This is a genomic window from Eubacterium sp. OM08-24 (genome assembly GCF_003438075.1).
GTDB lineage: Bacteria > Bacillota > Clostridia > Oscillospirales > Acutalibacteraceae > Ruminococcoides.
The window spans coordinates 183,916-209,243 of the sequence record NZ_QSTA01000002.1; the positions used below are offsets into that span (position 1 = coordinate 183,916).

At 41.3% G+C, this 25,328-nt stretch carries 21 protein-coding genes; 1 reads left to right on the forward strand and 20 read right to left on the reverse strand.

Annotated elements, in window-relative coordinates:
* Nucleotides 1–57: 57 nt before the first annotated feature.
* The 15 genes from ilvB to trxA all read right to left on the reverse strand — a co-directional run bounded on the left by ilvB (nt 58) and on the right by trxA (nt 17,505).
* Nucleotides 58–1,725 carry a biosynthetic-type acetolactate synthase large subunit gene (gene ilvB, locus DXC23_RS05855; RefSeq protein WP_117705224.1) on the reverse strand — a complete coding sequence of 556 codons (1,668 nt, stop codon included), beginning with the start codon at nt 1,723–1,725 and terminating at the stop codon, nt 58–60.
* Between the two features lie 280 nt (nt 1,726–2,005).
* Entirely contained in the window at nt 2,006–3,331 is a 1,326-nt protein-coding gene (locus DXC23_RS05860) for an MATE family efflux transporter (protein ID WP_117705225.1), read from the reverse strand.
* A gap of 409 nt (nt 3,332–3,740) precedes the next feature.
* Nucleotides 3,741–5,090 (reverse strand): dicarboxylate/amino acid:cation symporter, encoded by a 1,350-nt coding sequence (locus tag DXC23_RS05865; RefSeq protein ID WP_117705226.1) that lies wholly within the window; start codon nt 5,088–5,090, stop codon nt 3,741–3,743.
* A gap of 201 nt (nt 5,091–5,291) precedes the next feature.
* Nucleotides 5,292–6,047, reverse strand: coding sequence for a DeoR/GlpR family DNA-binding transcription regulator (locus tag DXC23_RS05870; RefSeq protein WP_117705227.1), 756 nt, complete (start codon nt 6,045–6,047; stop codon nt 5,292–5,294).
* A 235-nt stretch (nt 6,048–6,282) separates the two neighbouring features.
* On the reverse strand, nt 6,283–7,278 hold the full coding sequence (locus DXC23_RS05875; RefSeq protein WP_117705228.1) for an aldo/keto reductase: 996 nt from the start codon (nt 7,276–7,278) through the stop codon (nt 6,283–6,285).
* Between the two features lie 80 nt (nt 7,279–7,358).
* Entirely contained in the window at nt 7,359–8,324 is a 966-nt protein-coding gene (locus tag DXC23_RS05880) for a sugar kinase (protein ID WP_117705229.1), read from the reverse strand.
* On the reverse strand, nt 8,324–9,163 hold the full coding sequence (locus tag DXC23_RS05885) for a ketose-bisphosphate aldolase (RefSeq protein WP_117705230.1): 840 nt from the start codon (nt 9,161–9,163) through the stop codon (nt 8,324–8,326). Before DXC23_RS05885 ends, DXC23_RS05880 begins: the two co-directional genes overlap by 1 nt.
* A 39-nt stretch (nt 9,164–9,202) precedes the next feature.
* A complete protein-coding gene (locus tag DXC23_RS05890) occupies nt 9,203–10,258 on the reverse strand; it encodes an NAD(P)-dependent alcohol dehydrogenase (RefSeq protein ID WP_117705231.1) in 1,056 nt (351 codons plus the stop codon).
* Between the two features lie 96 nt (nt 10,259–10,354).
* Nucleotides 10,355–11,743, reverse strand: coding sequence for an MFS transporter (locus DXC23_RS05895; RefSeq protein ID WP_117705232.1), 1,389 nt, complete (start codon nt 11,741–11,743; stop codon nt 10,355–10,357).
* 37 nt (nt 11,744–11,780) lie between these two features.
* On the reverse strand, nt 11,781–12,488 hold the full coding sequence (locus DXC23_RS05900; RefSeq protein WP_117705233.1) for a ribulose phosphate epimerase: 708 nt from the start codon (nt 12,486–12,488) through the stop codon (nt 11,781–11,783).
* Nucleotides 12,489–12,524: 36 nt separating this feature from the next.
* Nucleotides 12,525–13,622, reverse strand: coding sequence for a zinc-binding dehydrogenase (locus DXC23_RS05905; RefSeq protein ID WP_117705234.1), 1,098 nt, complete (start codon nt 13,620–13,622; stop codon nt 12,525–12,527).
* Between the two features lie 475 nt (nt 13,623–14,097).
* Nucleotides 14,098–15,558, reverse strand: a complete 1,461-nt coding sequence (locus DXC23_RS05910) for an alanine/glycine:cation symporter family protein (protein ID WP_242997432.1) — start codon at nt 15,556–15,558, stop codon at nt 14,098–14,100.
* A gap of 41 nt (nt 15,559–15,599) precedes the next feature.
* Nucleotides 15,600–16,271: an HAD family phosphatase gene (locus DXC23_RS05915; RefSeq protein ID WP_117705236.1), complete on the reverse strand. Its 672-nt coding sequence runs from the start codon at nt 16,269–16,271 to the stop codon at nt 15,600–15,602.
* Nucleotides 16,268–17,185 (reverse strand): DMT family transporter, encoded by a 918-nt coding sequence (locus DXC23_RS05920; protein WP_117705237.1) that lies wholly within the window; start codon nt 17,183–17,185, stop codon nt 16,268–16,270. Before DXC23_RS05920 ends, DXC23_RS05915 begins: the two co-directional genes overlap by 4 nt.
* Complete coding sequence (gene trxA, locus DXC23_RS05925) at nt 17,185–17,505, reverse strand: thioredoxin (RefSeq protein ID WP_022234084.1); 321 nt, start codon at nt 17,503–17,505, stop codon at nt 17,185–17,187. The genes DXC23_RS05920 and trxA overlap by 1 nt, the downstream gene beginning before the upstream one ends.
* 218 nt (nt 17,506–17,723) lie before the next feature.
* Here trxA and DXC23_RS05930 point away from each other — a divergent pair, with 218 nt between their 5' ends.
* Nucleotides 17,724–18,350 (forward strand): superoxide dismutase, encoded by a 627-nt coding sequence (locus DXC23_RS05930; protein ID WP_117705238.1) that lies wholly within the window; start codon nt 17,724–17,726, stop codon nt 18,348–18,350.
* Between the two features lie 750 nt (nt 18,351–19,100).
* Here the strand turns inward: DXC23_RS05930 and DXC23_RS05935 are convergent.
* The 5 genes from DXC23_RS05935 to rpsG all read right to left on the reverse strand — a co-directional run bounded on the left by DXC23_RS05935 (nt 19,101) and on the right by rpsG (nt 25,287).
* Entirely contained in the window at nt 19,101–19,478 is a 378-nt protein-coding gene (locus DXC23_RS05935; protein ID WP_117705239.1) for a TM2 domain-containing protein, read from the reverse strand.
* 35 nt (nt 19,479–19,513) lie between these two features.
* Complete coding sequence (locus DXC23_RS05940) at nt 19,514–20,992, reverse strand: solute carrier family 23 protein (RefSeq protein ID WP_117705240.1); 1,479 nt, start codon at nt 20,990–20,992, stop codon at nt 19,514–19,516.
* A 350-nt stretch (nt 20,993–21,342) separates the two neighbouring features.
* On the reverse strand, nt 21,343–22,545 hold the full coding sequence (gene tuf, locus DXC23_RS05945; protein WP_117705241.1) for an elongation factor Tu: 1,203 nt from the start codon (nt 22,543–22,545) through the stop codon (nt 21,343–21,345).
* Between the two features lie 135 nt (nt 22,546–22,680).
* Nucleotides 22,681–24,780, reverse strand: coding sequence for an elongation factor G (gene fusA / locus DXC23_RS05950; protein WP_117705242.1), 2,100 nt, complete (start codon nt 24,778–24,780; stop codon nt 22,681–22,683).
* 36 nt (nt 24,781–24,816) lie between these two features.
* The gene (gene rpsG / locus DXC23_RS05955) at nt 24,817–25,287 is read right to left on the reverse strand and encodes a 30S ribosomal protein S7 (protein ID WP_022234079.1); all 471 of its coding nucleotides are present in this window, start codon (nt 25,285–25,287) and stop codon (nt 24,817–24,819) included.
* Nucleotides 25,288–25,328: the final 41 nt, after the last annotated feature.

Sequence of the window (25,328 nt, forward strand, 5' to 3'; positions counted from 1 at the left end):
CATAATAAAATGTTAAAAACTCCCGACCGTAACTACTGTTAAAGTCGGGAGTAAAAATTACATCTCAGTGATTATTTCGTTTACTGTCTTTCCCGGAGGAATCATTGGAAGTACATTCTGATCGGGGCTGATTCTGCAATCAACAAGAACAGGTTTATTGAGCGCAAATGCCTTTTCGAGTACGGGCTTAATATCCTCTTTTGTGTTAATTCTCATTCCGTCAATGCCGAACGCATTTGCAAGGGCAACAAAATCAGTTGCACGATGAGGATCGGTCTGAGAAAAACGGTTGCCGTAAAACAATTTCTGCCACTGGCGAACCATACCGAGCACAGTATTGTTCATAACGAGAATTACAACAGGCAAATCGTAAGATTTCATTGTAACAAGCTCGTTTAAGTTCATATGGAAACTGCCGTCACCTGTAACGAGAGCTACTCTCTTGTCAGGGTAAGCCATCTGAGCGCCGATTGCTGCACCCATACCAAATCCCATTGTGCCAAGACCGCCGGAAGTAAGGAATGTTCGTGGAGTCTGAGCCTTGTTGAACTGAGCAACCCACATCTGATGCTGACCTACATCGGTAGCAACAATATCATCGTCACTCTTGATTTCGTTGAGTGCGTCAAGAATATCTTTTGGCTGAGGGTACTTGTCATCAGCAGGAATTTTATTATCTAAAAAGTGTTTCCACTCGCCGAGTACAGAAAGCCATTCTGAATGATTCTGCTGTTCCATACCATCGCAAAGTGCCTCAAGTATATTTTCAAGGTCGCCGAGCACATACTCGCTAACCTTAACATTTTTATTAATTTCTTTTTCGTCAATTTCAAGCTGCACAATTTCAGCCTGAGCGCCAAACTTATCTCTGTCGCCTGCTACTCGGTCAGAAAATCTTGCGCCGCAAGTAATAATAAGGTCGCATTTATCGGTAGCCATACCTGTTTCATATCCGCCGTGCATACCTATATTGCCCATACAAAGCGGATGGTCGGCAGGAATACAGCCAAGTCCCATAAGTGAGCAGCAAACAGGAATGTCTGTAAGCTCGGCAAACTTTTTGAAAACCTCGGTTGCGTTTGCGCTGATAATACCGCCGCCTGCATAAATAATAGGCTGCTTTGATTTTCTTATCATATCCTGAACCCTTTTGATTGTTTCAGGATTCTTTATGCTTACTCTTGGAATTTCCTGTGGCTTTACAGCCTCAAACTCTGTCTTGTTAGCTGTAACATCCTTTGGAACATCTACAAGAACAGGGCCTTTTCTGCCCGACTGAGCAATTTCAAAAGCCTTGCGGAGAGTTGGGGCGAGGTCATCAACCTTTTCTACAATAAAACTTGCCTTTGTAATAGGCTTTACGATATTTACAATATCAACTTCCTGAAAGCTATCTCTGCCGAGCTGGTCTGTGGTAACATTGCCTGTAATGGCAACAACAGGAATACTGTCGATATTAGCGGTAGCAATACCTGTAACTATATTTGTAGCACCCGGGCCTGAGGTTGTAATAACAACGCCTGTTTTGCCGGTAGCTCTTGCGTAACCGTCTGCTGCGTGAGATGCTCCCTGCTCGTGAGCGGTAAGAACATGCTTGATCTTGTCGCTGTACTTATAAAGAGCGTCATATGTATTGAGAGCCGCACCACCCGGATAGCCGAAAACGGTATCAACTCCTTGCTCTAACAAACATTCACAAATAATTTCTGCACCTGAAAGCTGCATTTTCCTCTCTCCAATCCTCTTTACACGACACTTTATCTATATATCTATGCCTTTAGCTTAATGAGTTTTATATATACGCTACTTTTTATTTTACATAATAACAGCAAAAAAGTCAATGTTTTTCGGTTCTTTATCAAAAGTCAGTGTGAATTATTGTTTAGCGTAATTTTGGTGGGCAAAAATAAAACAAAAGCAATACCATCCGTCCCGAATATAAAAATCAGGTCAACCTTTTCAAAGGCTGACCCAACTTTAAACTTATTAAACTAAATTTTTTGTATTAAACCATTCTATGCTTTTTCCATCTGCCTGAGAGGTATCTTGCGAGGTATGCCACTGCTCTTGCGTACCAATCAACGAACATTCCTATCCATACTCCCAAAACGCCCATACCAAGCACCATAACAAGGATATAGCTGCATACAATTCTGAATATCCACATTGAAATCATACTTACTCCGAGGGAGAAGTTTACATCTCCGGCGGCTCTGAGTGCATTTGGCAAAGCAAAGCTGAGCGGCCAGCCTACAAGTGAGGCGATGCTGAAGCATCTGAGTACAAATACCGCCGTATCGCTTGCCGAAGGCGAAAGTGAAAATATATTTACAAACAGCGGAGCAAACGCAAACAAAAGCCATTTGCATGCCCAGTCGCCAATGTAAGTCATTATCATAAGTTTTTTTGTGTAGAACTTTGCGGCGTCCATATCCTTAGCGCCAACGCACTGTCCGATTATTGTAACCATTGCAAGTCCGATTGAAGTACCGGGAATATTTGGGAAGTCGATAATCTGAAACGCTATTGAATTTGCGGCGATTGCGTCAGTGCCGAGTGTAGCAACCATTCCCACAACAACGATTTTACCAATCTGGAACATTCCGTTTTCAATGCCGCTCGGAATACCGATTTTTAAAATTCTGACTACATAACTCTTTTTTGGAATAAACTTTCTGATTTCTCTGACTTCCATAGGATTCTTTTTTGAAAAAATAAATCCGCTCATAATAAATCCTGCGGCTACTCTGCTTATTAATGTGGCAAGCGCAACACCGGCAACACCGAGTCCGCAGCAATAAACAAACACAGCATTAAGGCTGATATTAATTATATTCATCAATATGCTGATCTGCATACTGATTTTGCTGTTGCCTGTACTTCTGAAAATTGCCGCACCGGCATTATACATACCCAAAAACGGATACGAAAGCGCCGTAAAGAACAGGTAAATACACGCCGCATCCATTACATCCTGCTCAATTGAACCGAAAATAAGCGAGAGCATTGGGTTTGTGAATATGCAGAAAAAGATTGTTGCCGCAAGCGAGAAAATCATCATAAGCGTTTCAAGCTGAGCGCAGGTCTGCTTTGCCCTTTCGGTTTCCTTGCAGCCGCAATACTGACTTGCAATTACAAGTCCGCCTGTGGCAAAAGCCGCCATCACCTGAATGATTAACCTATTTATATTATCAACAAGTGCAACACCCGAAACCGCAACCTGTCCGACTGTTGATACCATAAATGTGTCAACCATTCCCACGCTAACCGCAAGGAGCTGTTCAAAGATAAGAGGAACAATAAGTCTGAAAATATATTTGTTTGAAAACATATACTACCTTTCCTACCCTTTCATCAAAAACAACATCAAAATTTTTGATTTGTTTGTTTTTCATTCCTTTTTCTATACATTTTCTGTTTTTCGTACATATAATAGTACCGATTTACAGATTTGTCAAGATTTAAAAATGCCGAAAAAGTACAGTATTTGCAAGCTGTTTTTATGTCAAATATTTACACTTATTTATTAAAAATAAACTTACACAAAACCATGAATTTTTACGGAAATTTCTATTAAACTTTACCTTTAATTTACAAAGGCTTGAAATTTTAAATTATTTAGCTAAAGTTGTGCGATAAACCATAAATTACTCCAACTTGTGATAAAGAACCTTTACAAAAAACTCCCGCCATAATGACGGGAGTAAAATTTGATTTCTTAAGGGGCATAAAGAAAGGCCTTATTTTTTGTTGTAAACTTCTTTATCAAGTTTGCCCTCTTTGCTGCAAACTATAACATTTGTTGCGGCATCGCCGATTACATTAAGAGTAATAACTGCCATACCCGGGAGGTAGTTCATAGCAAGTATCAAAGAATATCCGATCATACAAAGCTCTGAATTTAAACCAAGTCCCATCATTACAACATAAACCATTGTTGTTCCGGCTACCGGAATAGCCGGTGTACCGATTGCGGTACAGATTGACAAGAAAGCTGTAAGCATTAATGTTACAGGTGTAATCTCCACACCTGCTGCGGTAGCAATAAATGTAATTGCTATCATATGCATTGCTGTTGTACCGTTCATATTAACGGTCATACCAGTTGGCAATACAAAACTTGTAATATCCTTTGAGCAGCCAAGCTCCTCGGTACAAGTTTTTGTATTAAGCGGCAATGTTGCGGCTGATGAATTTGTAGCAGCAGCAAACATACCGATTTTTGCGCTCTTTTTGAGGAATGTAAATGGATTTAAACGAGTTGTAAGGAATATGCCGATTGGATAAATTGTAACAACAAGCAAAAGGCTGACAACGATTGTTGTAGCAATCCACACGAGTGTAGGTGAAATGTACTCAACACCATATACAGCAAATGCTCTTGCTATCATACAGAAAATAGCAACAGGAGCAACCTTATTGATAAGGAAGTTAAGTGCCATTTGAACAACATCGTTTAAAACCTCAATAACTCTCTTTAAAGGAGCCGCTTTTTCTCCCATAGCTGTCATACAAAGTCCCAATACAATGGCAACTACAACAACCGAGAGAATTGCGTTATTTGATGACAACGCATTAATTATATTTGAAGGAACAGCATTAACAACAGTAACAAGCGGATTGTAACCGTCCATAGTTACAAGGTCTTGTGCCTGCTGAGCCGGAAGATTTACATTAAACCAACCCATTGATTTTACAAAGTAAGCGCCTGCACCTGCAAGAGCGGCTGCAACTATATAAAAGCAAAGGTAGCACACAAAAGTTTTACCGGCTATTCTGCCAAGCTTTTTAGGGTCTGCAAGACTGCAAAGAGCAAGGCTGAGTGAACAGAGTACAAGCGGAACTATCATCATTTGAAGTCCACGCATAAAAAGCTGTCCTATAATATAAAAGAGTCCTATACCTTCGATTTTGGTAGTGGCTGTAATATCTTGGAAGAAAATAGCGTCAACTACCTTCCATATGCCCTCGGCATCCGTACCGACAAGCTGTGCCTTAATTAAAAGACAGATAATACCAACACCAAATCCGGCAGCAACAGCAATCAGCATTTTCTTGACTATTGAAGATTTTTGCTTTTGTGATTTCATTTCTACATCTCCTTTTTAATCACTAAACGCTATAATAAGGTGTGCCGCATATTAAAAGCCCCACATATGCAGTTTTTCCACCAATAATAACCAATAATCAAAAACAAACTAAAAAATATTAAATTGTCAAAAATAATTTAAAATATATATAAAGCACTATGGCTTATTTTCAAATTAATATTAACGCCGACAGCTGATTTTTTATTCATACAAAAGCTCAATATTGTTGCCCGCACAAAAGTCAAGCCACCTATCGTCAGGCTTTTTATCGGTAACAATGCAGTCAACATCGCCCCATGTAAGAAAATTAACAAAAGCTGTCTGATTAAATTTTGTATGGTCCGCAAGAAGAATTACCTTTGAGGCTCTCTTTGCCATTTCCGACTTCAGCACTGCCTCTCCCTCTGTGGAGTCCATAATACCTTTTTCTATATCGAGTGCCTTGCAGGCGAGCAAAGCAACATCTACATTATATCTTGCAATATTTTCTTTTGCGAGTGTACCCTGAAACGAAAGAGAGTTTTCGTCATATGTACCGCCGGTAGAAATAACCTTCATTTTTGCACCTTCAAGCTCCTGCAAAATCTGAGTAGAAAAGCTGATAGCGGTAATATCGCTGTTGCTCTTAATCAGCTTTACCACCTCCATTACAGTGGTGCTGTTGTCTGCCATAATTGTATTTACATCAGAAAGTCTGCCGCACACAATTTCGGCGATTTTTTTCTTTTCTTCGTTATTAATAGAACGTCTTTTAAAGAAATGAATATGATCCTTTTGGCTTACTGTGTTGAGCACCGCACCGCCAAAGGTTCTTGTAATAAGTCCTTCGTTCTTGAGCTTTTCAAGGTCACGGCGGATTGTTTCCTCCGTAACATCATATTTCCTGCTGAGGTCGGTTACAAAGACCTCGCCCGAAAGCTCTATTTCTTTTTTTATCTTATCAATTCTTTTTTCCATCAGTACATTTCTCCTAAAACAACAATATCTCTCATCAATTAACTATATTATATTTTAACAATTATTATCTAATAAGTAAAGACTTTATGTAAACAAATACAAAATTTTAACATTTAGAGAAATATGTTTTTGAGGGTTAGTTGCTGTCTGCGGCTGAGCTTTTACCGCAGACAGCTGACTAAAAAAGAGCACATAAACAAATATACGAAATATATTGAAAAAACTTGTTAGATAATTAATCCTTGTCGATTGCCTCAACCATTTCACGCATCATAGCAACATCGGAAGCCTCAAGCTCAAGCTCTGCTGACTTAACATTTTCAGCAATCTGGTCAACAGTTGTTGAACCGCTGAGGAGGTTAATGAAGTCACCCTGTGCAAGAATCCAAGCAAGTGCAAGGTTTGCGATAGTACAGTTGTACTTTTCGCAGAGTGGTTTCCACTGATCCATAACATCCATAGCTTTCTGCATATTCTCAGGCTGGAACCACTTTTTAGGAATCTGAGCGCCAACAGGCTTGTAATCTCTTGGCATTGTGCCTGAAAGCAGACCCATTTCAAGTGGTGAATAAGCCTGAATTGTAACACCGTTCTCACGGCAGCATGGAATAATCTCATCTTCAATGCCTCTGTCAAGGATTGAATACTTAGCCTGAACTATGTCAAGCTCGCCCCACTTGAGGTACTCTTCAATCTGCTTGATGTCAACATTTGCTGCACCGATAGCCTTGATTTTACCCTGAGCCTTAAGGTCATTAAGCACTTCCATTGTTTTTTGAATCGGAACATAATACTCGCTGCCCTCGATTGACTGCCAGTGTGTCATATATACATCAACATAATCTGTGCCCATTCTCTTGAGTGATTCTTCAATCTCTCTCTTGATAGACGCACTGTTGAGGTTTTTGTAAAGCTGAATACCGTTTACCTTATTGAAAAGGTCGCCCTTCATCTCCTGATCCCATGTAACACCGCACTTTGTGATGATAACAACATCTTCACGATTCATACCCTCAAGAGCCTTGCCGAGAATTTTCTCGCTGTTGCCAAAGTTGTAACCAGGAGCAGTATCAATAAGATTTACGCCGAGCTTTGGAGCTTCTCTGATTGTATCTACTACAACCTGAAGGTCGTGGTCGCCGCCCCATGCAGAGCCGCCGCCGATTGACCATGTACCAAGACCCATTCTTGAAATATCTATACCTGTTTTACCAAGTTTCATTGTCTTCATTGTAATCACCTTTTCTCTCATATTAAAGTTGATTTTCTGCCCTGCATGGGGGAACTATGCAGGGCAGCTGCAAAGTGTTTTTAAAGAATATAATCCTTATGATATTTTTCAAGCATATCTTCTACCATCTGCTTGTTTTTAACGCCTGTTGTAGCGCCTACATACTGAACAGAAATGGCAGCTGTGCAGTTTGCGTAAATACCGCAGTCACGAATATCTTTGCCCTGTAAAAGAGCTGAAATAAATCCTGATGCGAAGTTGTCGCCTGCACCGATTGTATCAATGGCAGTTACGCCCTTGCACGCCGGAACAATCATTGCGCCGTCTTTGTTGCGGATATAACAGCCTCTCTTGCCTATCTTCATAATTACATTTTTTACACCGCAATTATAAAGAACATCGGCAACCTTTGCCTCGTCGGTTTCGCCTGTCATCAGACAAGCCTCGTCAAAATTAGGGAAGAAATAATCAACATAGCTGAGTGCTTCCTTAATATCGTCAAGTGTCTCACCAAGGCGAGGTTTAATCATATCGGCGGTAATTGTCATCCCCTCGGCTTTTGCAACCTTAAATATCTCTACAAGTGCTTTGCCGTCAAGAAGCGGGCAGTTAAAAATACTTGCGAGTGAAAGGATTTTAGCCTGTTTCATCTTTTCAAAGTTAACATGCTCAATGTTTTCTTTCCAAAGGCTGCCGTTGCGGTTTGTAACGAAAGTTCTTTCGCCGTCATCTGTAACAAGTCCTATGTTCATTGAAGTATCAATGTTGGGGTCAACCTTAATTCCCTCAACATCAATATTATCCTGCTTGCAGGATTTAAGAATAAACTGACCTGCCGCATCATCGCCTATACAAGCGATAATGCCTGTCTTAAAGCCGAGTCGGCTGATAATTGTTGCCTCATTCATAGCGTCGCCGCCAACCGACATTGCAATACGGTCAACCGGATATGATTCTATATCGAATATATCTCTTGATACGGGTCGCAGAGGAATATCTACGACCGCAGCACCAAGACAAATTACATCTAATTTTTTATTACTCATTACTCATCAGCTCTTCCGTCATCACCAAATAATTTAATCTTATACATAGCTCTTTCTTTAACAGCCTTTCTAACCTCACGCTCTAATGCGAGGAATGGCTCATCCTTGTGAGCATTAACAGCCTCCATAGCTGCCTGACAAAGCTCTGTGTGAATGTTAATCTTAGCAATACCAAGTGAAATAGCTTTCTTAATGTCCTCATCACCGATACCTGATGCACCGTGGAGTACGAGAGGAACATCAACCTCTTTTGCTACTGCCTCAAGAACATCAAAAGCGAGCTTTGGCTCTGAAGAATATACGCCGTGAACATTACCGATAGCAACTGCGAGTGAGTCACAGCCTGTTCTCTCAACAAATTCCTTAGCCTTTGACGGGTCTGTGTACTGATACTCTGAGAGAGCCTCTTCGTAAACAGTTTCGTTGCCAACATGACCAAGCTCAGCCTCAACAGGAATGTTGTATGCGTGGAAATAATCTACACATCTCTTGATTTCAGCAACATTTTCCTCATATGGAAGAGCAGATGCGTCACGCATTACTGAATTCATACAGTGGTTTACTGCATTGTGGAGAATTGTCATATTTCTGCCGTGATCCCAGTGAAGAATTACAGGTACTGTTGCTTTCTTTGCCATTGACTCCATCATATAGCAATAATCTTCAAAGGAAGTGTTGCCTGTAAAGCCTGTACCGAATGAAATAATAATCGGAGCTCTGAGTTCCTCAGCTGCATCTATAACGCCCATGAGCATTTCAGCATTCCATACATTGAAGTGTGGAATTGCATAATGACCTTCTGTTGCTTTTCTTTCCCAATATCTGATATCTGAAATCATAGTTAATCACCTTTCATTAGTAATAGTAATATTTAAAAATCATTCAGCTACTTTGATTACGCCCTTAACCATATTGGCTTTCTTAACAGGGTCGATAGCATCCGTAAATGCCTGCTGAACATCCTTGTAGTCATAAACATTTGTAACCATATCTTTAACATTGAATTTGCCTGTTGCAATAGCCTCGATTGTCTGTGGGAAGTTATTGCAGTAACGGAATGAAGTCTGAATTGTAACTTCACGGTTAATCTTGAGGAAGTCAATCGGAACAGGCTTAGACTGTGTGCCGACCATCATAATCTTGCCGCCACGAGCAACAATCTGAACTGCCTGCTGAGCTGTAAATACAGAACCTGCTGCCTCAAATACGAGCTCGCAGCCATGGTCACCGAAATATTCAGGTGAACGGAGAAGTGCAACTGTATCCTGCTCCTTGCCGTTGATAACTCTGCTTGCGCCGAGCTTTAATGCAAGGTCAAGACGGTTCTGCATAATGTCAACAACTGTAATATCAGTAGCACCGAGGCTCTTGCAAGCCTGAAGTACCATAAGACCGATAGTACCGCCGCCTAAAATAACAATGCTCTTGCCAAGCTGAGCACCGCCGAGAATTGCAGCGTGCATACCAACTGCTGCCGGCTCAACAAGTGCTGCCTCCATTGTTGTCATACCCTCAGGAATGTGATATGTCCACTCCTCAGGATGAGTCATATACTGTGTGAGTGCACCCTTGTAGTTAGGCTGTGTAGCCATAAAATCCACATCAGGGCAAATATTATATCTGCCTGTACGGCAATATTCACATGAATCATCAGGTACACCCGGCTCTATAAGGACTTTGTCGCCAACCTTAAATTTGGTTACATTTGCGCCAACCTTAACAACCTCGCCTGCTACCTCATGACCAAGACCGATTTTCTGATTTGGATCCTTAGGTGGAATGAACGGGCCAAACTCAAAGCCGTGAATGTCAGAACCGCACATACCAACATATTCAACTTTCATTAAAATTTCATTATCTTTTGGTTCAGGAACTGCGCACTCCTGAATTTCAAACTGCTTAGGTGTAACTAAAATTGCTTCTGAATTTTTCATAACGAGAACCCCCTAAAAAAAGTGTTTTGCCTTGGCACCCGAGGTTAATCGGGTGCCAAACGAGTAAATAATATGCCAATAAACTTACTTGTAAAATTAATCTACCGCACCGATGTCTTCAACAGATTCGCCTCTTGTTTCAACACCGAGGAAGATGATAGCAACAGCGATGATAACTGCAACGATTGAAATAAGAATGAATACACCGCCTGAGCCTAATGAAGATGCTGCTACACTTGTAACAAGGAACGGGAAGAAGATGTTACTTACACGACCCATTGCGTTACTAAAGCCTGAACCCGAAAGTTTTGCTGATGTAGGCCACATTTCAGGAACATATACTGCTGATGCGTAGCAAACATACATATAAATAATTGTGTTAAGCAAGAAGGTCATTACGATAAGACCAAACATACCGAGCTGCGGAGCGAGCAAGCCTGTTGCAACGCCAAGACCTGCCATGCCGAGGAGAAGGATAACACCCATAACTCTGCGAGGAATTTTATCCATAATGAGAGATGCGATAAAGATACCGAATGGAGCGCCGAATAAACCGAACATTGTCATAAACTGTGACTGTGAAGTATCAAAGCCCATACCTTTGAGCATTGATGGCATCCAGTTCATAAGTGTATACTGGATTGTGTTCATACCGATAAGAACGAGTGAACCAACGATTGTACGCTTTAAGAGTTTGCCTTTGAAGAGTGCTCTGTAAGGGAGCTTCTTAACAGGCTTAGCTTCTTTAACTTCAATTGGAGGAAGTTTTTTGCCTGTTGACTTTTCAATTTCTTTTTCAATGCTTGTCATAATAGCATCTGCTTCTTCGTATCTGCCCTGTGACTCAAGCCATCTTGGTGACTCAGGAAACTTCTTAACGATGAATACGCAAGCGATAATTGAAAGGATTGAAGGAATCATAAACTGGATTCTCCAGTTCATAGCCATACTTACACCTGTAAGGCCAATGAGAAGTGCGATACCGTTGCAAATCGGGTGAGCCCAGTTGCCGATGAATGATGTACGGCTTGACCATGTACCACGGTTTTTACCGGGAACATACTCTGTAAAGCCTGCAAAAAGAACTACGAGCAATGCACCGAGTGCAAGACCCTGTAAAAGCCTGAATACATAAAGAACATAAACATTTGGTGATAATGCACCGCCAATCATAGCGATGATGTGGATAACTTCGTAAAGAAGAATACTCTTTTTACGACCGATTTTGTCGCCGATAGGACCGCCGATTAACGCACCAAAGAGCTGTCCTGCTGTGTAAGTTGTGCCCCACATTGCAAGGAGGGCTGTACCCGGCTCAAGCCAGTGGATTTCGTTTAAAAGAATGTTCTGAACGGCACCGCCGATACCGTTTGACCAACATACCAAAAGTGCAAAAGCTGTAACAAGCCACATTTTGATATGCCATTTTGATTGAGGCAAGCGGTCAAGTCTTGCGCCAATGTTGACATTGGATTTGCTAGCCATAGATTTTTCTCCTTTTATTCACTTCTTTGATTTATTTTTACAATTTGATTTTTCTCTCGGCACCGTCAAGCTCTCGCTCAAGATCTGCCTCCATAATGGACCAAGCTTTTTTAAAGTCCGCATCCTTGTTCCACAATGCCGGAGGTCCTAATACCACGAGGTCTGCACCTGCTTCATAGAGTGGACGGTACAAGCCGCTATTCATTGAACCGTCTGCCTCGATTATGAACTTCAAACCTCTTTCTCTTCTGAGTTTAGCCAGCTGATTGATTTTTACAAACATCTGTAAATCAACAGGCTGTCCTGAGATGCCGGGATCAACAATCATAATTGTAACTTTATCGAGTAACGGAAGATAATATTCAATAGTAGAAAGCGGAACCGATGGGCTTAAAGCTATGCCGGCTTTACAACCGAGCTTTTTGATTTTATGTATTGTTACAAAAGCATCGCCCTCAATGCAGTCTGTATGAGGAGTAATGTAAGCAGCACCTGCTTTTGCAAAGGTTTCAAGGTACTGTTGCGGATGCTTTACCATGAGGTGAGCATCCATAGGTTTTAAATTCTTGATATGCTTGTTAAGATAATCAAGATAATCAGGGCCTATACCGTAGCTCGGTACATAAACGCCATCTTTAATATCCATATGAAGAAAATCAGATTTTTCATTAATCAGCTTAACCTGTTCTTCTATGTGAAATAAATCACAACAACCTACCGATGGGGCAATCATTAGCTTTCTCATTGAAAATCCTCCAAAATGCATTTAATACATTATTAATTAATCGTCATAATCATATGTGAAGATAACCTTGATAGCCTCTTTCTTAGCCATTGCGTCAAAGCCCTCTCTCCACTGTGAAAGACCGAGTCTGTGAGTAATCATTGGTTCAACCTTAATCTGACCTGACTGAAGAAGTCTGATGCAGTTTCTCCAAGAAGTTGAGTCATAAGCCATATGACCGATAATGCTCTTGTTCCAAGAAGTAATATCGTTGATTGAGAACTCAAGTGGTTTAAAGCCCATACCGACTCTTACGATTTCCGCATTTGGTCTTGTCATTTCAAGAGCCTGCTTTAATGCGATGTTTGCACCCGAACACTCAATAACAAGTCCGAGGTTATCTCTGCCGCAAATCTCTGTGCATCTTGCAACTACATCTTCTCTTGAACCATTTACACAATGTGTAGCGCCAAGCTCTTTAGCTACGCCAAATCTTACCTTTGTGTCGTCCTCAAGACCAACCATTACTATGTTTACAGCGCCCATAAGTTTTGCAACCTGTACTGAGAACAAACCAAGTGGGCCTGTACCGAATACTACAACATCCTGTCCCGGAATAAGATGTGACTGCTGAGCCACCGCCTTGTAAGCATTACAGATTGGGTCGAGCACTGCAGCCTCTTCATACTTAACGCCCTCAGGAATTTCCCAGATAGCGTGTTTATGAATTGCAAGAATTTCACCCGGTACTTTGCAGTACTTTGAGAAACCGCCGCCCCATGTGTTGTTGTCAAGTCCAAGGTTTACTTTGTGTTCGCAGCAAAGGAAGTCACCGCTTTCGCAAGCCGGGCAAACGCCGCATACATGAGCACTGTTGTCTGATACAACTCTCTGACCAACATGCCAGTCTTTTACATTTTCGCCAACTTTAACGATCTCGCCGGCAAACTCGTGACCACGAACTGACTGCTGCTGTCCCTCGCAGTTTGTATCATCATAACCATTGTCTACGCCCCAGTGTTTCATATCCGCACCGCAAATTGCTGCGGCCTTGATCTCAAGAATAATATCATCAGGTCCGCACTCAGGTACGGGATAATTTTCCATCATTTTGTAGCCACCGAAAGCTGTTCCGAATCTTTTTAAAGCATGCATATTTAAGTCTCCTTTTTTTATTCCGCCTCAAAGCGGTTATTTATTTGACACCTATATAATACAACATCTTTTTGTGGATTTCAAGCATTATTTTCTGTTTTTTAAACATTTGTATGCTTGCACAAGTAATTTCTCGTTTCTTTGTGTAATCTGCCGTAATAAATACATTTATTTGTATATATAAAATAATTTTTATGGTAATATTACTACTATTCGCTTGTCGCTTGTTAATTAAACACTGTTTTTATAATAAAAAGCTTATTTATTAAATGTGCGTTTTGGTCAAAACCGAAATTCTACTATTGCACAAAATGGAAAATTCTGTCTATTTTCTGCGTTTCCCACATTTTTTATTTAGGTTTTAAAACAGTAAGAATAAGCCTGACACCACAAATCACGCAGTGTCAGGCTTTTATATCTTTATTGTAAATCAAAAACCCGACCTTAGCTTACTAACGCTAAAGTCGGGCATTTTTTACTTTCTTCTCTTAACAAACGGAACAGGAGTTTTATCGTACTCATCAAGTCTGTTGCCGTAGAGATAATAATTTGTTTCCTTTGTAATAACAGGTGCGAGCACCACCATTGCAAATATATTTGGCAATGTCATAAAAGCGTTAAAAATATCTGACATTGTCCATACAATATCAAGAGATGTAATCGGAGCAATAAGAAGAATAACTATAAACAGCACCTTGTAAGGGATAATTCCATTTGGACCGAAAAGATAATCAACACAGCTCTCGGCATAGTAACTCCAACCAAGAATTGTTGAAAATGCAAACAATACGATACCGACAACAAGAATCGGTGTGCCTATGTACGGAATCTGTGCAAATGCGGCAGATGTAAGTTCGCCGCCCTCAACCGAAGCTGTATCAATGTTCGGGTTCTTAATACATGAACTTACAATTACAAGACCTGTCATAAGACATACAACAACAGTATCCCAAAATGTACCCGTCGATGAAATAAGCGCCTGACGAACCGAGTTTCTTGACTGGGCTGCAGATGCAACAATCGGAGCAGAACCCATACCTGATTCGTTGCTGAAAAGACCTCTTGCAACACCGTAACGAGCCGCAATCATAATGCCTGTACCCGCAAGTCCGCCGCCTAATGCCTTAAAGCTGAAAGCCGACTCGCAAATAAGTGTAACTGTCTGCCAAAGCACATCAAAGTTAATTGATAAAATAATGATACAACCGATAACATAGAGTATTGCCATAAGAGGTACGAGTTTTTCGCATACTCTTGAAATAGACTTAATACCGCCGAAAATAACAAGAGCAACGCAGATTGCAATTACAATACCCGAAATAAGCGCAACCGTCGAAATATCCATTCCGAAGAAGTGGAGCATATATGTTTTGTCAGGATTAAAGGTTGTATCCATAATCTTTGCAATCGCATTTGTCTGAACACCGCAGCCAACGCCGAATGACGCAAACAACGCAAATACCGCAAACAATACGGCTACCCACTTAAAGTTAATTCCTGTTTTCTTTGATACGCCGTTTTCAATAGCATACATTGCGCCGCCGCGCATTTTACCGTCTCGAGTTTTTACACGGTATTTCACCGCAATAAGCGACTCCGCATACTTTGTGGCAATACCAAACACGCCTGAAATCCAGCACCACAGCACTGCACCTGCACCGCCAAGCGCAATAGCCGTACCTACGCCGATAATATTACCTGTACCTATTGTAGAGGCAAGTGCTGTAGTAAGCGCCTGAAACGGGCTGATGTCGCCGTCTGAATCAGGGTCTTTTGTAACAGAAAGTTTAATCGCTTTAAATGTTTTGCGCTGAACAAACTTTGTTCTGACGGTCATATAAATGTGTGCGCCAAGCAAAATTACTATCATTGGCACGCCCCATAAAATGTTGTCAAACTTTGTAAAAAAGTCATTCAGCATTTGTAGAAAATCCATCGAGTTCAATCCCTTCTTCTTTTTTGCTCAATTGCTCAAGGTTACTGTATATTACAATCCTCAAGCTCCCTCAAAATCCTTTTTACATCACTCAGTCCGTCTGCAACACCGTGCAAAAGCGGAATTATATCATTACTCGGCTTGTCAAGGTCAGGCACCATTACTGTTACACAGCCTGCCGAGCTTGCCGATTTAATGCCGTTTGGAGAATCCTCAAGCGCAACGCAATTTTGCGGAGAAAGTCCGAGCATTTCCGCCGCCTTGAGGTAGATGTCGGGTGCAGGCTTGCCAACGCTTACCATTGACGCACTCACCGTAACATCAAAATATTTATATAAATCGTGAGCCTTGAGGTACCGCTCTGCCCTTTCAGGCGGAGTTGCCGTTGCAAGCGCCACCTTATAGCCGTTTTCTTTTAAAAACTCAAGCAGTTCCTTTGCCCCGTCCTTTGACTCAATACCGTTTTTCTCAACATAACTGTCCATAAGCTCAACTCTTTTTGAGCGCACAGCCTCATAATCGAAACCGTTGCCGAATATTCCCTTGAGCTTAGCTGATGCAAGCGGCCGAGCCATACTTCGGATTGAAAGTGCGTGTTTTTCCTCCATGGGAAATCCGTAAAATCTTCCTGCCTCGCACCAAAAGCGAACATAGAGCTTTTCGGAGTCGAGAATAACTCCGTCCATATCAGATATTACACCTTGAATTTTCACCGCTCACACCTCTTTTTTATCTGCATATTAGATATAAATATTCCTGCGCAAATCAGCACCACAGAAACAATCATTTCTATGCCGAACACGCTTTCGCCGAGCATAATTCCCGACAGCAGTGTGCCGAACACAGGCACAAGCAAATTGAACACACAAATTCTGCTTGCGTGGTGGTGTTTGAGCAAAGCCGTCCATATCGCAAAAGCGGCAGCTGATACAAAAGCAAGCCAAAAAAGCACAAGCAATGCCTTTATGCTTGAAAAGTTAAGTTTGCCTCCTGCTATAAATCCTGCAATTAAAAGCAGTATTCCGCCAAACGAAAGCTGAAAACCCGTGACCGAAATCGGTTCTCGGTCACGAACTATGCCCTTAGAAATAAAATTACCTGCTGCCGCCGATAAGGTGGACATCAATATCATAAAATCGCCGAACAGCATGTCGGCAGTTACACCGCCGCCGCTGTTTACACACAAAACTCCGCAAAAGCCGAGAATACAACCGATAATTTTACAAACATTGAGCTTGTCCGACTTAAAAAACAGCGGAGCAAAAAGCACAGTAAAAAAGGTTGCACAGGCGGTTATAACCGAAGTGTTCGCACCGCTTGTAAATCCTATGCCGATATATGTAAAAATATACTGCCCGAAAGTCTGCACAGAGCCGAGCAGCATAACAGGCATAATGCCGTTTTTCTCAATTTTAGGCAAGTGCTTGTTCTTGACTAAAAAAATGAAAAGCACCATTATTCCTGCAAGGGTAAACCTTGCACCTGCAAAAAGCAGCTTTGAGCCTATGTCGTTTCCCTCTATGCCAAACTGCACATAGCCTACTTTTATAAAAGGAAACGCAGTACCCCAAAGCAAAGTGCAAAATATTGCAAGTGCAGCGGCTACCTTGTAATTTTTTATGCTCATCAGCTTAAATACGGCTTTAATTCTTCAAGCATAGCCTCTTTTTTGCGAAGACCCGTAAGTCTGAGCACTTCTTCACCGTTTTTAAAAAGGATAAGTGTAGGAATACTCATAACACCGTAGTAATCGGCAACTTGACGCTCGGTTTCCACATTAAGCTTAAAAAATTTCATCTGTGAGCCAATCTCTGTAGAGAGCTCCTTAAAAACAGGACCCATCATTCTGCAAGGACTGCACCACTCTGCCCAAAAATCAACAAGCACAGGCACATCTGCGCCAAGAACTTCGGATTCAAATTCTTCTGCAACAATTTCTTTAACCATAGCAATACCTCCTGCTTTTATTATTATCACATATAAACTCATTATCAATAAAATAAAAAAATTTACTGCTATTTTACATTATAACAGAACATACGCCGTTTTTCAACTTTTTTTACATTTCATAAATTCAATTATATGAATAAAAAATCATTTTTACATACTCAACCGGTAACTATAGCAATGCTGAGGCATAAAATAATCTGAAAGGATGATTTGCTATGGACAATAAATACCCGTTTGTAAACACGCCGTTGCGCTATCCATACAATGCGCTTGAGCCGTACATTGATGAAAAAACAATGATTTTGCATCACGACAGACACCTGCAAGCATATATTGACAAGTTAAATTTGCTGATGAGCGAATGCAGACAGCTTCAAAAATTGAGTTTGCAGGAAATATTAAAAAATTCCTGCCGTATTCCGGAAGAAAAACGCAGAGATGTGCTGAATAACGCAGGCGGTGTGTATAACCATAGATTTTATTTTAACGGTATGAGTCCCGACTGCCGAGGACTTGAGCGAGGGATACTTCACCGCAAAATGAGCGAGAACTTTACAAGTTTTGAAAATTTCAAAAATGAGTTTACCGCCGCCGCTATGTCTGTTTTCGGCTCAGGCTATGCGTGGCTTGTATATGACGGCAAAAAGCTGAAAATTATCACCACCAAAAATCAGGATACTCCGCTCTGCCGAGGTCTTGTACCGATACTTAACATTGATGTCTGGGAACACGCTTACTACCTAAAGCACTACAGCGACCGCAAGTCTTACATTGACGATTTTATCAAGGTGGTAAATTGGGCAACAGCCGAAAAAAGACTTTGCAATCAAAAAAGTTTTTAACAATTTGTATTGGCAATGTTAAAAATTGTGGTTTAGCAAATTATCGGTCGGGCAAAAAAGTAAAGCAAAACTTTCCGTCCCGAAGTTAAAAGTTTGGTCAACCTTTTCAAAGGTTGTGGGTGTGGGCAACGCTCACAAAAGTTTTAAACTATCGCATATTTTTGATAGCCAAACGGCTTGTCGTTTGGCGGATTGAACACAATGGCGATAGCCTAAAAATGCGACAGCAACAGAAGGAAAAGCCACGCTACTAAACTACTAATTTGCCACTTTTCAAGGGCAAATTAGCCACACACAAAAACTTTTGCATCCTTTAAAGTATCTTTTCTCTAAGACTGCTCAAGTGCAGCGTTCTTACTATCTGCCACTTATTAATCTTGACTTTTACTTTATCCTAAAATCTTGATTAATCTAAAGTTTAGTTATTCTAATGTGCAATTACAACTGTTTATTTAAATAAATTCGTTCTTATTATTTTACGGGCTCTACCCAAACCCGCAACCCTTTAAAAAGGGTTGACCTAAATTTTAAATTTATTAAACTAAACTTTGTGTGCTAAACCATTATTTACCCAACTATTGACAAAAGCAAAAATACCGAGCATTGCGCTAACAATACTCGGTATTCAGCCATTTCAGTGCAATTATTAATTTTTCTTCCGCTTTTTCAGAATTAACACTATTATTGCAATATCACAAGTAATAATAGCTATGTTAAGAAGTATTTTTAATATGCGCATATGTCGCCGCCTTATTTTATCGGTAATCCCTTGCTGTCTTTATATGAGCCTGTCGCAATTCTGATAATATCAACTATCCAACCGAAGCCAAACAGTCCGCAGGTAAACAAATACAAAATGCCCATACCGATTTTACCGGCATAAAAGCAATGACCGCCAAGCATGCCAAGCACTACACAGAGAATTAAAGCCACTGATTTATCTTTCTTGCTGTGCCTTTCGTATTCAACATACGGTGTTGAATTAATTGGATTTACATTGTTTATCACATTCTGAATAATAATCGGCTGTGGTGCGGCTTTGCTCTCGGGATATTCAAGTTCCGAGCGGCAATACGGACAAAGTCTGTATTCACTGCCGACATTTGCACCGCAATTTTTACATACCATAGTAATTCACCTCGCTGTGAATGTCAAACTTTTAATTACTTTTTATCTGCTTTCGGTTCAACTTCTTTTTCAAAGTTTGCCGCATCAGATGCATTTGCAGAATTAAACTTGTAGTCCTTACCGGGGAAAATTGCGTTAAGAACTATACCTGCGATTGAAGCAACGGCAAGCGGTGAAAGTGTGATTGTAGCACTGCCGATTGCAAAGCTTACTGTATCGCTTGAAAGTCCGAGCGCACATACAAGAATTACAGCAGCAACAATAAGGTTACGGCTCTTTGTAAAGTCAACCTTGTTTTCAACAACATTTCTTACGCCGATAGCTGAAATCATACCATAAAGAACGAATGAGATACCGCCGATAATACAGCTTGGAATTGAACCGATGATTGCAGATACAATCGGGAAGAATGAAACACCGACAGCAAAGAAAGCGGCAATTCTGATTACTCGTGGGTCATAAACCTTTGTGAGCGCAAGAACGCCTGTGTTTTCGCCGTAAGTTGTGTTTGCAGGGCCGCCGAAAAGTGACGCTACGGTTGTTGCGATACCGTCACCTGTAAGTGTTCTGTGAAGACCCGGGTCCTGAATGTAGTTGTTGCCTGTTGTAGAACCGATAGCGCAAATGTCACCGATATGTTCCATCATTGTAGCAAATGCGATAGGAACAATGGCAATAATTGATGATGCGATAAGAGCGGTGTTAGAATAGTCAATGCCGCCGAATACGGTTTTCTCCCAATGAATCGGAATACCGATAAGACCTTCACTGCCAAAAATATTGCCCTTAGCAATATTATCGCAAATAGTGTTTACGCTTGTAAAATCGAAAATCGGCTGATAAACGCCGTTGGCATCTGCACCGCCTGAGAATAACCACGGTACATTCTGAATAAGGTTAGGGTTTGCCTGCGAAATAAAGTAAAGGACAAGTCCTACACCGTAAGAAATAAGCAATCCGAGAATAATCGGAATGATTTTTGCCATACCCTTGCCCCAGATATTGAACACAACAATTACCGCAAGTGCAACAACGGCAAGCAGCCAGTTGGTTGTGCAGTTAGATACAGCAGACGGAGCAAGTCCAAGTCCGATTGCGATAATGATAGGGCCTGTAACAACAGGTGGGAAAAATCTCATAACCTTGTCAATGCCAACTGCCTTAATGATAGCGGCAAGGATAAAATAGACAAGTCCTGCACACGCTACGCCAAGGCAGGCATACGGTAACATACTGTTAGGGTCATCGGGTGCAAGCGCTTTGATAGCGGCATAACCGCCAAGAAAAGCAAATGAAGAACCGAGAAAAGCAGGTACTTTAAACTTTGTTATGCAGTGAAACAACAGAGTACCGAGTCCTGCCATAAGCAAAGTAGTCGAGATGTCAAGTCCTGTGATAATCGGAACAAGAATTGTTGCACCAAACATTGCAAACATATGCTGAATACCAAGAATTATCATCTTTGGCTTGCCAAGTTTGCGGGCGTCATAGATTGCGCCGTTGTTTTTATCCATTTTGATTCCTCTTTCTCTTTTTTGAGTTTTTATCCGTAAAAACCCTATTCTTTTTAATTATACTGTCTTGAAATAATAAAAGCAATATATTTTTATTATTACATAAAATATTGCATTTTAAGTTTATAATTAAATAAATAATTGAAATTATGATTAATGCACAGTTTAGACTGAATTATCACACAGTTGTGATTAAACAATTTGAAAAGTTTGGTCAACCTTTTCAAAGTTTGTGGGTGTGGGCAAAGCCCACAAATACTTTCCGTTTATGCAATTTAATCAAAACAAAAAGAGCCGACTCTTGCGAATCGGCTCAATTATTTAAGAAAGTGTTATAAATTCAAAGTGAATTACTCGTTAATAGCGATAACTGCACCTGAACCTACTGTTCTGCCGCCCTCACGGATAGCGAAACGAAGACCTACTTCGATAGCGATTGGAGTGATAAGCTCAACATCCATCTCAACGTTATCGCCAGGCATACACATCTCTGTACCCTCTGGGAGTGAGATTGTACCTGTAACGTCAGTTGTTCTGAAGTAGAACTGTGGACGGTAGTTGTTAAAGAATGGTGTATGACGGCCACCCTCGTCCTTTGTAAGAACGTAAACCTGACCACGGAACTTTGTGTGTGGGTGAATTGTACCTGGCTTAGCAAGTACCTGACCTCTCTGGATGTCAGTTCTCTGAACACCACGGAGAAGTACACCTACGTTGTCACCAGCCTCAGCATAGTCAAGAGTCTTTCTGAACATCTCAAGACCTGTAACAACAACTTTTCTCTTCTCGTCTGTAAGACCAACGATCTCAACTTCCTCAGAAGTTCTGATCTGACCTCTTTCAACTCTACCTGTAGCAACTGTACCACGACCTGTGATTGTGAATACGTCCTCAACAGGCATAAGGAATGGCTGGTCAGCCTTACGGTCAGGAGTTGGGATAAACTCGTCAACAGCATCCATAAGCTCGTGGATGCAAGCATACTCAGGAGCATTAGGATCCTTAGAATCGCTTGTAAGTGCGAGGTAAGCTGAACCCTTGATGATTGGTGTGTCATCGCCAGGGAAGTCATACTCGTTGAGGAGGTCACGGATCTCCATCTCTACGAGCTCAAGAAGCTCAGGATCGTCAACCTGGTCTGTCTTGTTCATGAATACTACGATGTAAGGTACACCTACCTGACGAGAAAGAAGGATGTGCTCTCTTGTCTGTGGCATAGGACCGTCAGCAGCTGATACAACGAGGATAGCGCCGTCCATCTGAGCAGCACCTGTGATCATGTTCTTTACATAGTCAGCATGGCCTGGGCAGTCAACGTGTGCATAGTGACGCTTTTCTGTCTCGTACTCAACGTGAGCTGTGTTAATTGTGATACCACGCTCTCTCTCTTCAGGAGCCTTATCGATGTTAGCGTAATCAACGAAGTCAGCATCGCCTTCTAAGTTGAGAACCTTTGTAATTGCAGCTGTAAGTGTTGTTTTACCATGGTCAACGTGGCCAATTGTACCAATGTTTACATGGGGTTTATTTCTTTCAAATTTTTCTCTTGCCATTGGAAATTTCCTCCTTAAATATGGTAATTCATTGTAATTTACATTACAATAGATTTAATGCTATTGTATCAACAAATTAACAAAAAATCAAGAGGTTTTTATAAAAAACCTTATATATTCAGCAAAAAGGATTTATTAGTCCTTCTTAGCTCTCTCGCTCATAATCTTTTCAGCGATGTTCTTTGGAACTTCTGCATATGTGTCAGGCTCCATTACATACTGACCACGGCCCTGTGTCTTAGAACGCATATCAGTAGCATAACCAAACATCTCAGAAAGCGGAACATGAGCTGTTACTCTCTGTGCACCGTTCTCAGCTTCCATACTCTGGATCATACCACGGCGAGAGTTAAGGTCGCCGATAACATCACCAAGGTATTCGTCAGGAACGATAACTGTAACCTTCATGATAGGCTCAAGGAGAACAGGATCAGCTTTTCTCATAGCCTCTTTGAATGCCATAGAACCGGCAATCTTAAATGCCATTTCTGATGAGTCAACCTCGTGGTAAGATCCATCATAAAGCTCAACCTTAACGTCAACTACATTGTAACCTGCGAGTACACCGCTGAGCATTGCGCCCTGAATACCCTGGTCAACAGCTGGGATATATTCCTTAGGAATAGCACCGCCGACAATGTTATTAACAAATTCGTAACCCTTGTCCTTGTTAGGGAATACATTAATCTTAACATGACCGTACTGACCCTTACCACCTGACTGACGAGCATACTTCTCATCAACAGAAGCCTCTGTACGGATTGTTTCTTTGTAAGCAACCTGTGGAGCACCAATGTTAGCCTCTACCTTAAACTCACGGAGAAGACGGTCAACGATAATCTCAAGGTGAAGCTCACCCATACCTGCGATAATTGTCTGACCTGTTTCTTCATCAGTATAAGCACGGAATGTTGGGTCTTCTTCTGCAAGCTTTGCAAGAGCAATGCCCATCTTTTCCTGGCCGGCCTTAGTCTTAGGCTCGATAGCTACTCTGATAACAGGCTCCGGGAACTCCATAGACTCAAGAATTACAGGATGCTTTTCGTCGCAGAGTGTGTCTCCTGTTGTTGTATTTTTAAGACCAACAGCAGCAGCGATATCACCTGCATAGCAGCAGTCAATATCTTTTCTGTCGTTAGCGTGCATCTGAAGAATTCTGCCCATACGCTCGTTGTTGTCTTTTACAGAGTTGTAAACTGTGTCACCTGCATTTACAACACCTGAGTAAACTCTGAAGAAGCAGAGCTTACCAACGAATGGGTCAGTAGCAATCTTAAATGCGAGAGCCGCAAATGGCTCTGTATCAGAAGAATGTCTTTCAACCTCGTCACCTGTATCAGGGTCTGTACCCTTAATAGCAGGAACATCAGTTGGAGCCGGCATATAATCGATAATAGCATCAAGGAGCATCTGAACGCCCTTGTTACGGTATGAAGAACCGCAAGTTACAGGAACCATTGTATTGTCGATTGTAGCTTTTCTGATAACTTTCTTAATTTCATCTATAGAAATTTCCTCGCCGCCGAAGTATTTCTCCATAAGATCCTCGTCAAGCTCAGCAACTGACTCGATGAGTTTCTCATGATACTCGTTAGCAAGATCCTGCATATTCTCAGGAATCTCTTCCTCACTGTAATCTGTACCGTCTTCGTTGTGGTAAATCTCGGCCTTCATAGTAACGAGGTCGATAATACCTGTAAAGTCGCTTTCGGCACCGATTGGGAGCTGAATCGGAACAGCATTACATTTAAGTCTGTCCTTCATCATCTGAACAACATGGTAGAAGTTAGCACCCATAATGTCCATTTTATTTACGTAAACCATTCTTGGTACACCGTAGTTATCAGCCTGACGCCATACTGTTTCAGACTGAGGCTCAACGCCGCCCTTAGCACAAAGAACTGTTACAGAACCGTCAAGTACACGAAGTGAACGCTCAACTTCAACAGTAAAGTCAACGTGACCAGGTGTATCAATGATGTTGATTCTGTGTTTCTTGTACTGATGCTTGCTGCCGAACCAGAATGCTGTTGTTGCAGCAGAAGTGATTGTGATACCACGCTCTTTCTCCTGAACCATCCAGTCCATGGTTGAAGCACCATCGTGTGTTTCGCCGATTTTATGGTTTACGCCGGTATAATACAGGATACGCTCTGTTGTTGTGGTTTTACCGGCATCGATGTGCGCCATGATACCGATATTTCTTGTCTGTTCAAGTGAAACCTGTCTTGGCATAAAATCCTCCTCTAAAAATTACTCCGGTAATAAAAATTACCATCTGTAATGAGCGAAAGCCTTGTTTGCTTCAGCCATCTTATGAGTGTCTTCACGCTTCTTGAAAGCACCGCCTGTGCTGTTAGTAGCATCAAGAATCTCTCCTGCAAGTCTTTCCTTCATTGTTCTTTCATTTCTGGCTCTTGAGTAAGTTGAAATCCAACGAAGACCGAGTGTCTGTCTTCTCTCAGGACGAACCTCCATAGGAACCTGATATGTGGCACCACCTACACGGCGAGCCTTAACCTCGAGAACTGGCATTACATTTTCCATAGCCTGCTCGAAAACCTCAAGTGGGTTATTACCTGTCTTATCAGCAATGATTTCAAATGCACCGTAAACAATCTTCTGAGCAACGCCCTTTTTACCGTCGTACATAATGTTATTGATAAGACGAGTTACAAGTTTTGAATTATAAAGCGGATCTGGTAATACGTCACGCTTCGCAATAGAACCTCTTCTTGGCACTTTGCTTCCCTCCTTCACAATAATTGAGATATCATAGGTAC

Excerpts from the sequence above, each read along its gene's own strand:
- ilvB (WP_117705224.1), bottom strand. The coding sequence starts at position 1,725 with ATGCAGCTTTCAGGTGCAGAAATTATTTGTGAATGTTTGTTAGAGCAA.
- DXC23_RS05860 (WP_117705225.1), bottom strand. The coding sequence starts at position 3,331 with ATGTTTTCAAACAAATATATTTTCAGACTTATTGTTCCTCTTATCTTT.
- DXC23_RS05865 (WP_117705226.1), bottom strand. The coding sequence starts at position 5,090 with ATGAAATCACAAAAGCAAAAATCTTCAATAGTCAAGAAAATGCTGATT.
- DXC23_RS05870 (WP_117705227.1), bottom strand. The coding sequence starts at position 6,047 with ATGGAAAAAAGAATTGATAAGATAAAAAAAGAAATAGAGCTTTCGGGC.
- DXC23_RS05875 (WP_117705228.1), bottom strand. The coding sequence starts at position 7,278 with ATGAAGACAATGAAACTTGGTAAAACAGGTATAGATATTTCAAGAATG.
- DXC23_RS05880 (WP_117705229.1), bottom strand. The coding sequence starts at position 8,324 with ATGAGTAATAAAAAATTAGATGTAATTTGTCTTGGTGCTGCGGTCGTA.
- DXC23_RS05885 (WP_117705230.1), bottom strand. The coding sequence starts at position 9,163 with ATGATTTCAGATATCAGATATTGGGAAAGAAAAGCAACAGAAGGTCAT.
- DXC23_RS05890 (WP_117705231.1), bottom strand. The coding sequence starts at position 10,258 with ATGAAAAATTCAGAAGCAATTTTAGTTACACCTAAGCAGTTTGAAATT.
- DXC23_RS05895 (WP_117705232.1), bottom strand. The coding sequence starts at position 11,743 with ATGGCTAGCAAATCCAATGTCAACATTGGCGCAAGACTTGACCGCTTG.
- DXC23_RS05900 (WP_117705233.1), bottom strand. The coding sequence starts at position 12,488 with ATGAGAAAGCTAATGATTGCCCCATCGGTAGGTTGTTGTGATTTATTT.
- DXC23_RS05905 (WP_117705234.1), bottom strand. The coding sequence starts at position 13,622 with ATGCATGCTTTAAAAAGATTCGGAACAGCTTTCGGTGGCTACAAAATG.
- DXC23_RS05910 (WP_242997432.1), bottom strand. The coding sequence starts at position 15,558 with ATGGATTTTCTACAAATGCTGAATGACTTTTTTACAAAGTTTGACAAC.
- DXC23_RS05920 (WP_117705237.1), bottom strand. The coding sequence starts at position 17,185 with ATGAGCATAAAAAATTACAAGGTAGCCGCTGCACTTGCAATATTTTGC.
- trxA (WP_022234084.1), bottom strand. The coding sequence starts at position 17,505 with ATGGTTAAAGAAATTGTTGCAGAAGAATTTGAATCCGAAGTTCTTGGC.
- DXC23_RS05930 (WP_117705238.1), top strand. The coding sequence starts at position 17,724 with ATGGACAATAAATACCCGTTTGTAAACACGCCGTTGCGCTATCCATAC.
- DXC23_RS05935 (WP_117705239.1), bottom strand. The coding sequence starts at position 19,478 with ATGGTATGTAAAAATTGCGGTGCAAATGTCGGCAGTGAATACAGACTT.
- DXC23_RS05940 (WP_117705240.1), bottom strand. The coding sequence starts at position 20,992 with ATGGATAAAAACAACGGCGCAATCTATGACGCCCGCAAACTTGGCAAG.
- tuf (WP_117705241.1), bottom strand. The coding sequence starts at position 22,545 with ATGGCAAGAGAAAAATTTGAAAGAAATAAACCCCATGTAAACATTGGT.
- fusA (WP_117705242.1), bottom strand. The coding sequence starts at position 24,780 with ATGCCAAGACAGGTTTCACTTGAACAGACAAGAAATATCGGTATCATG.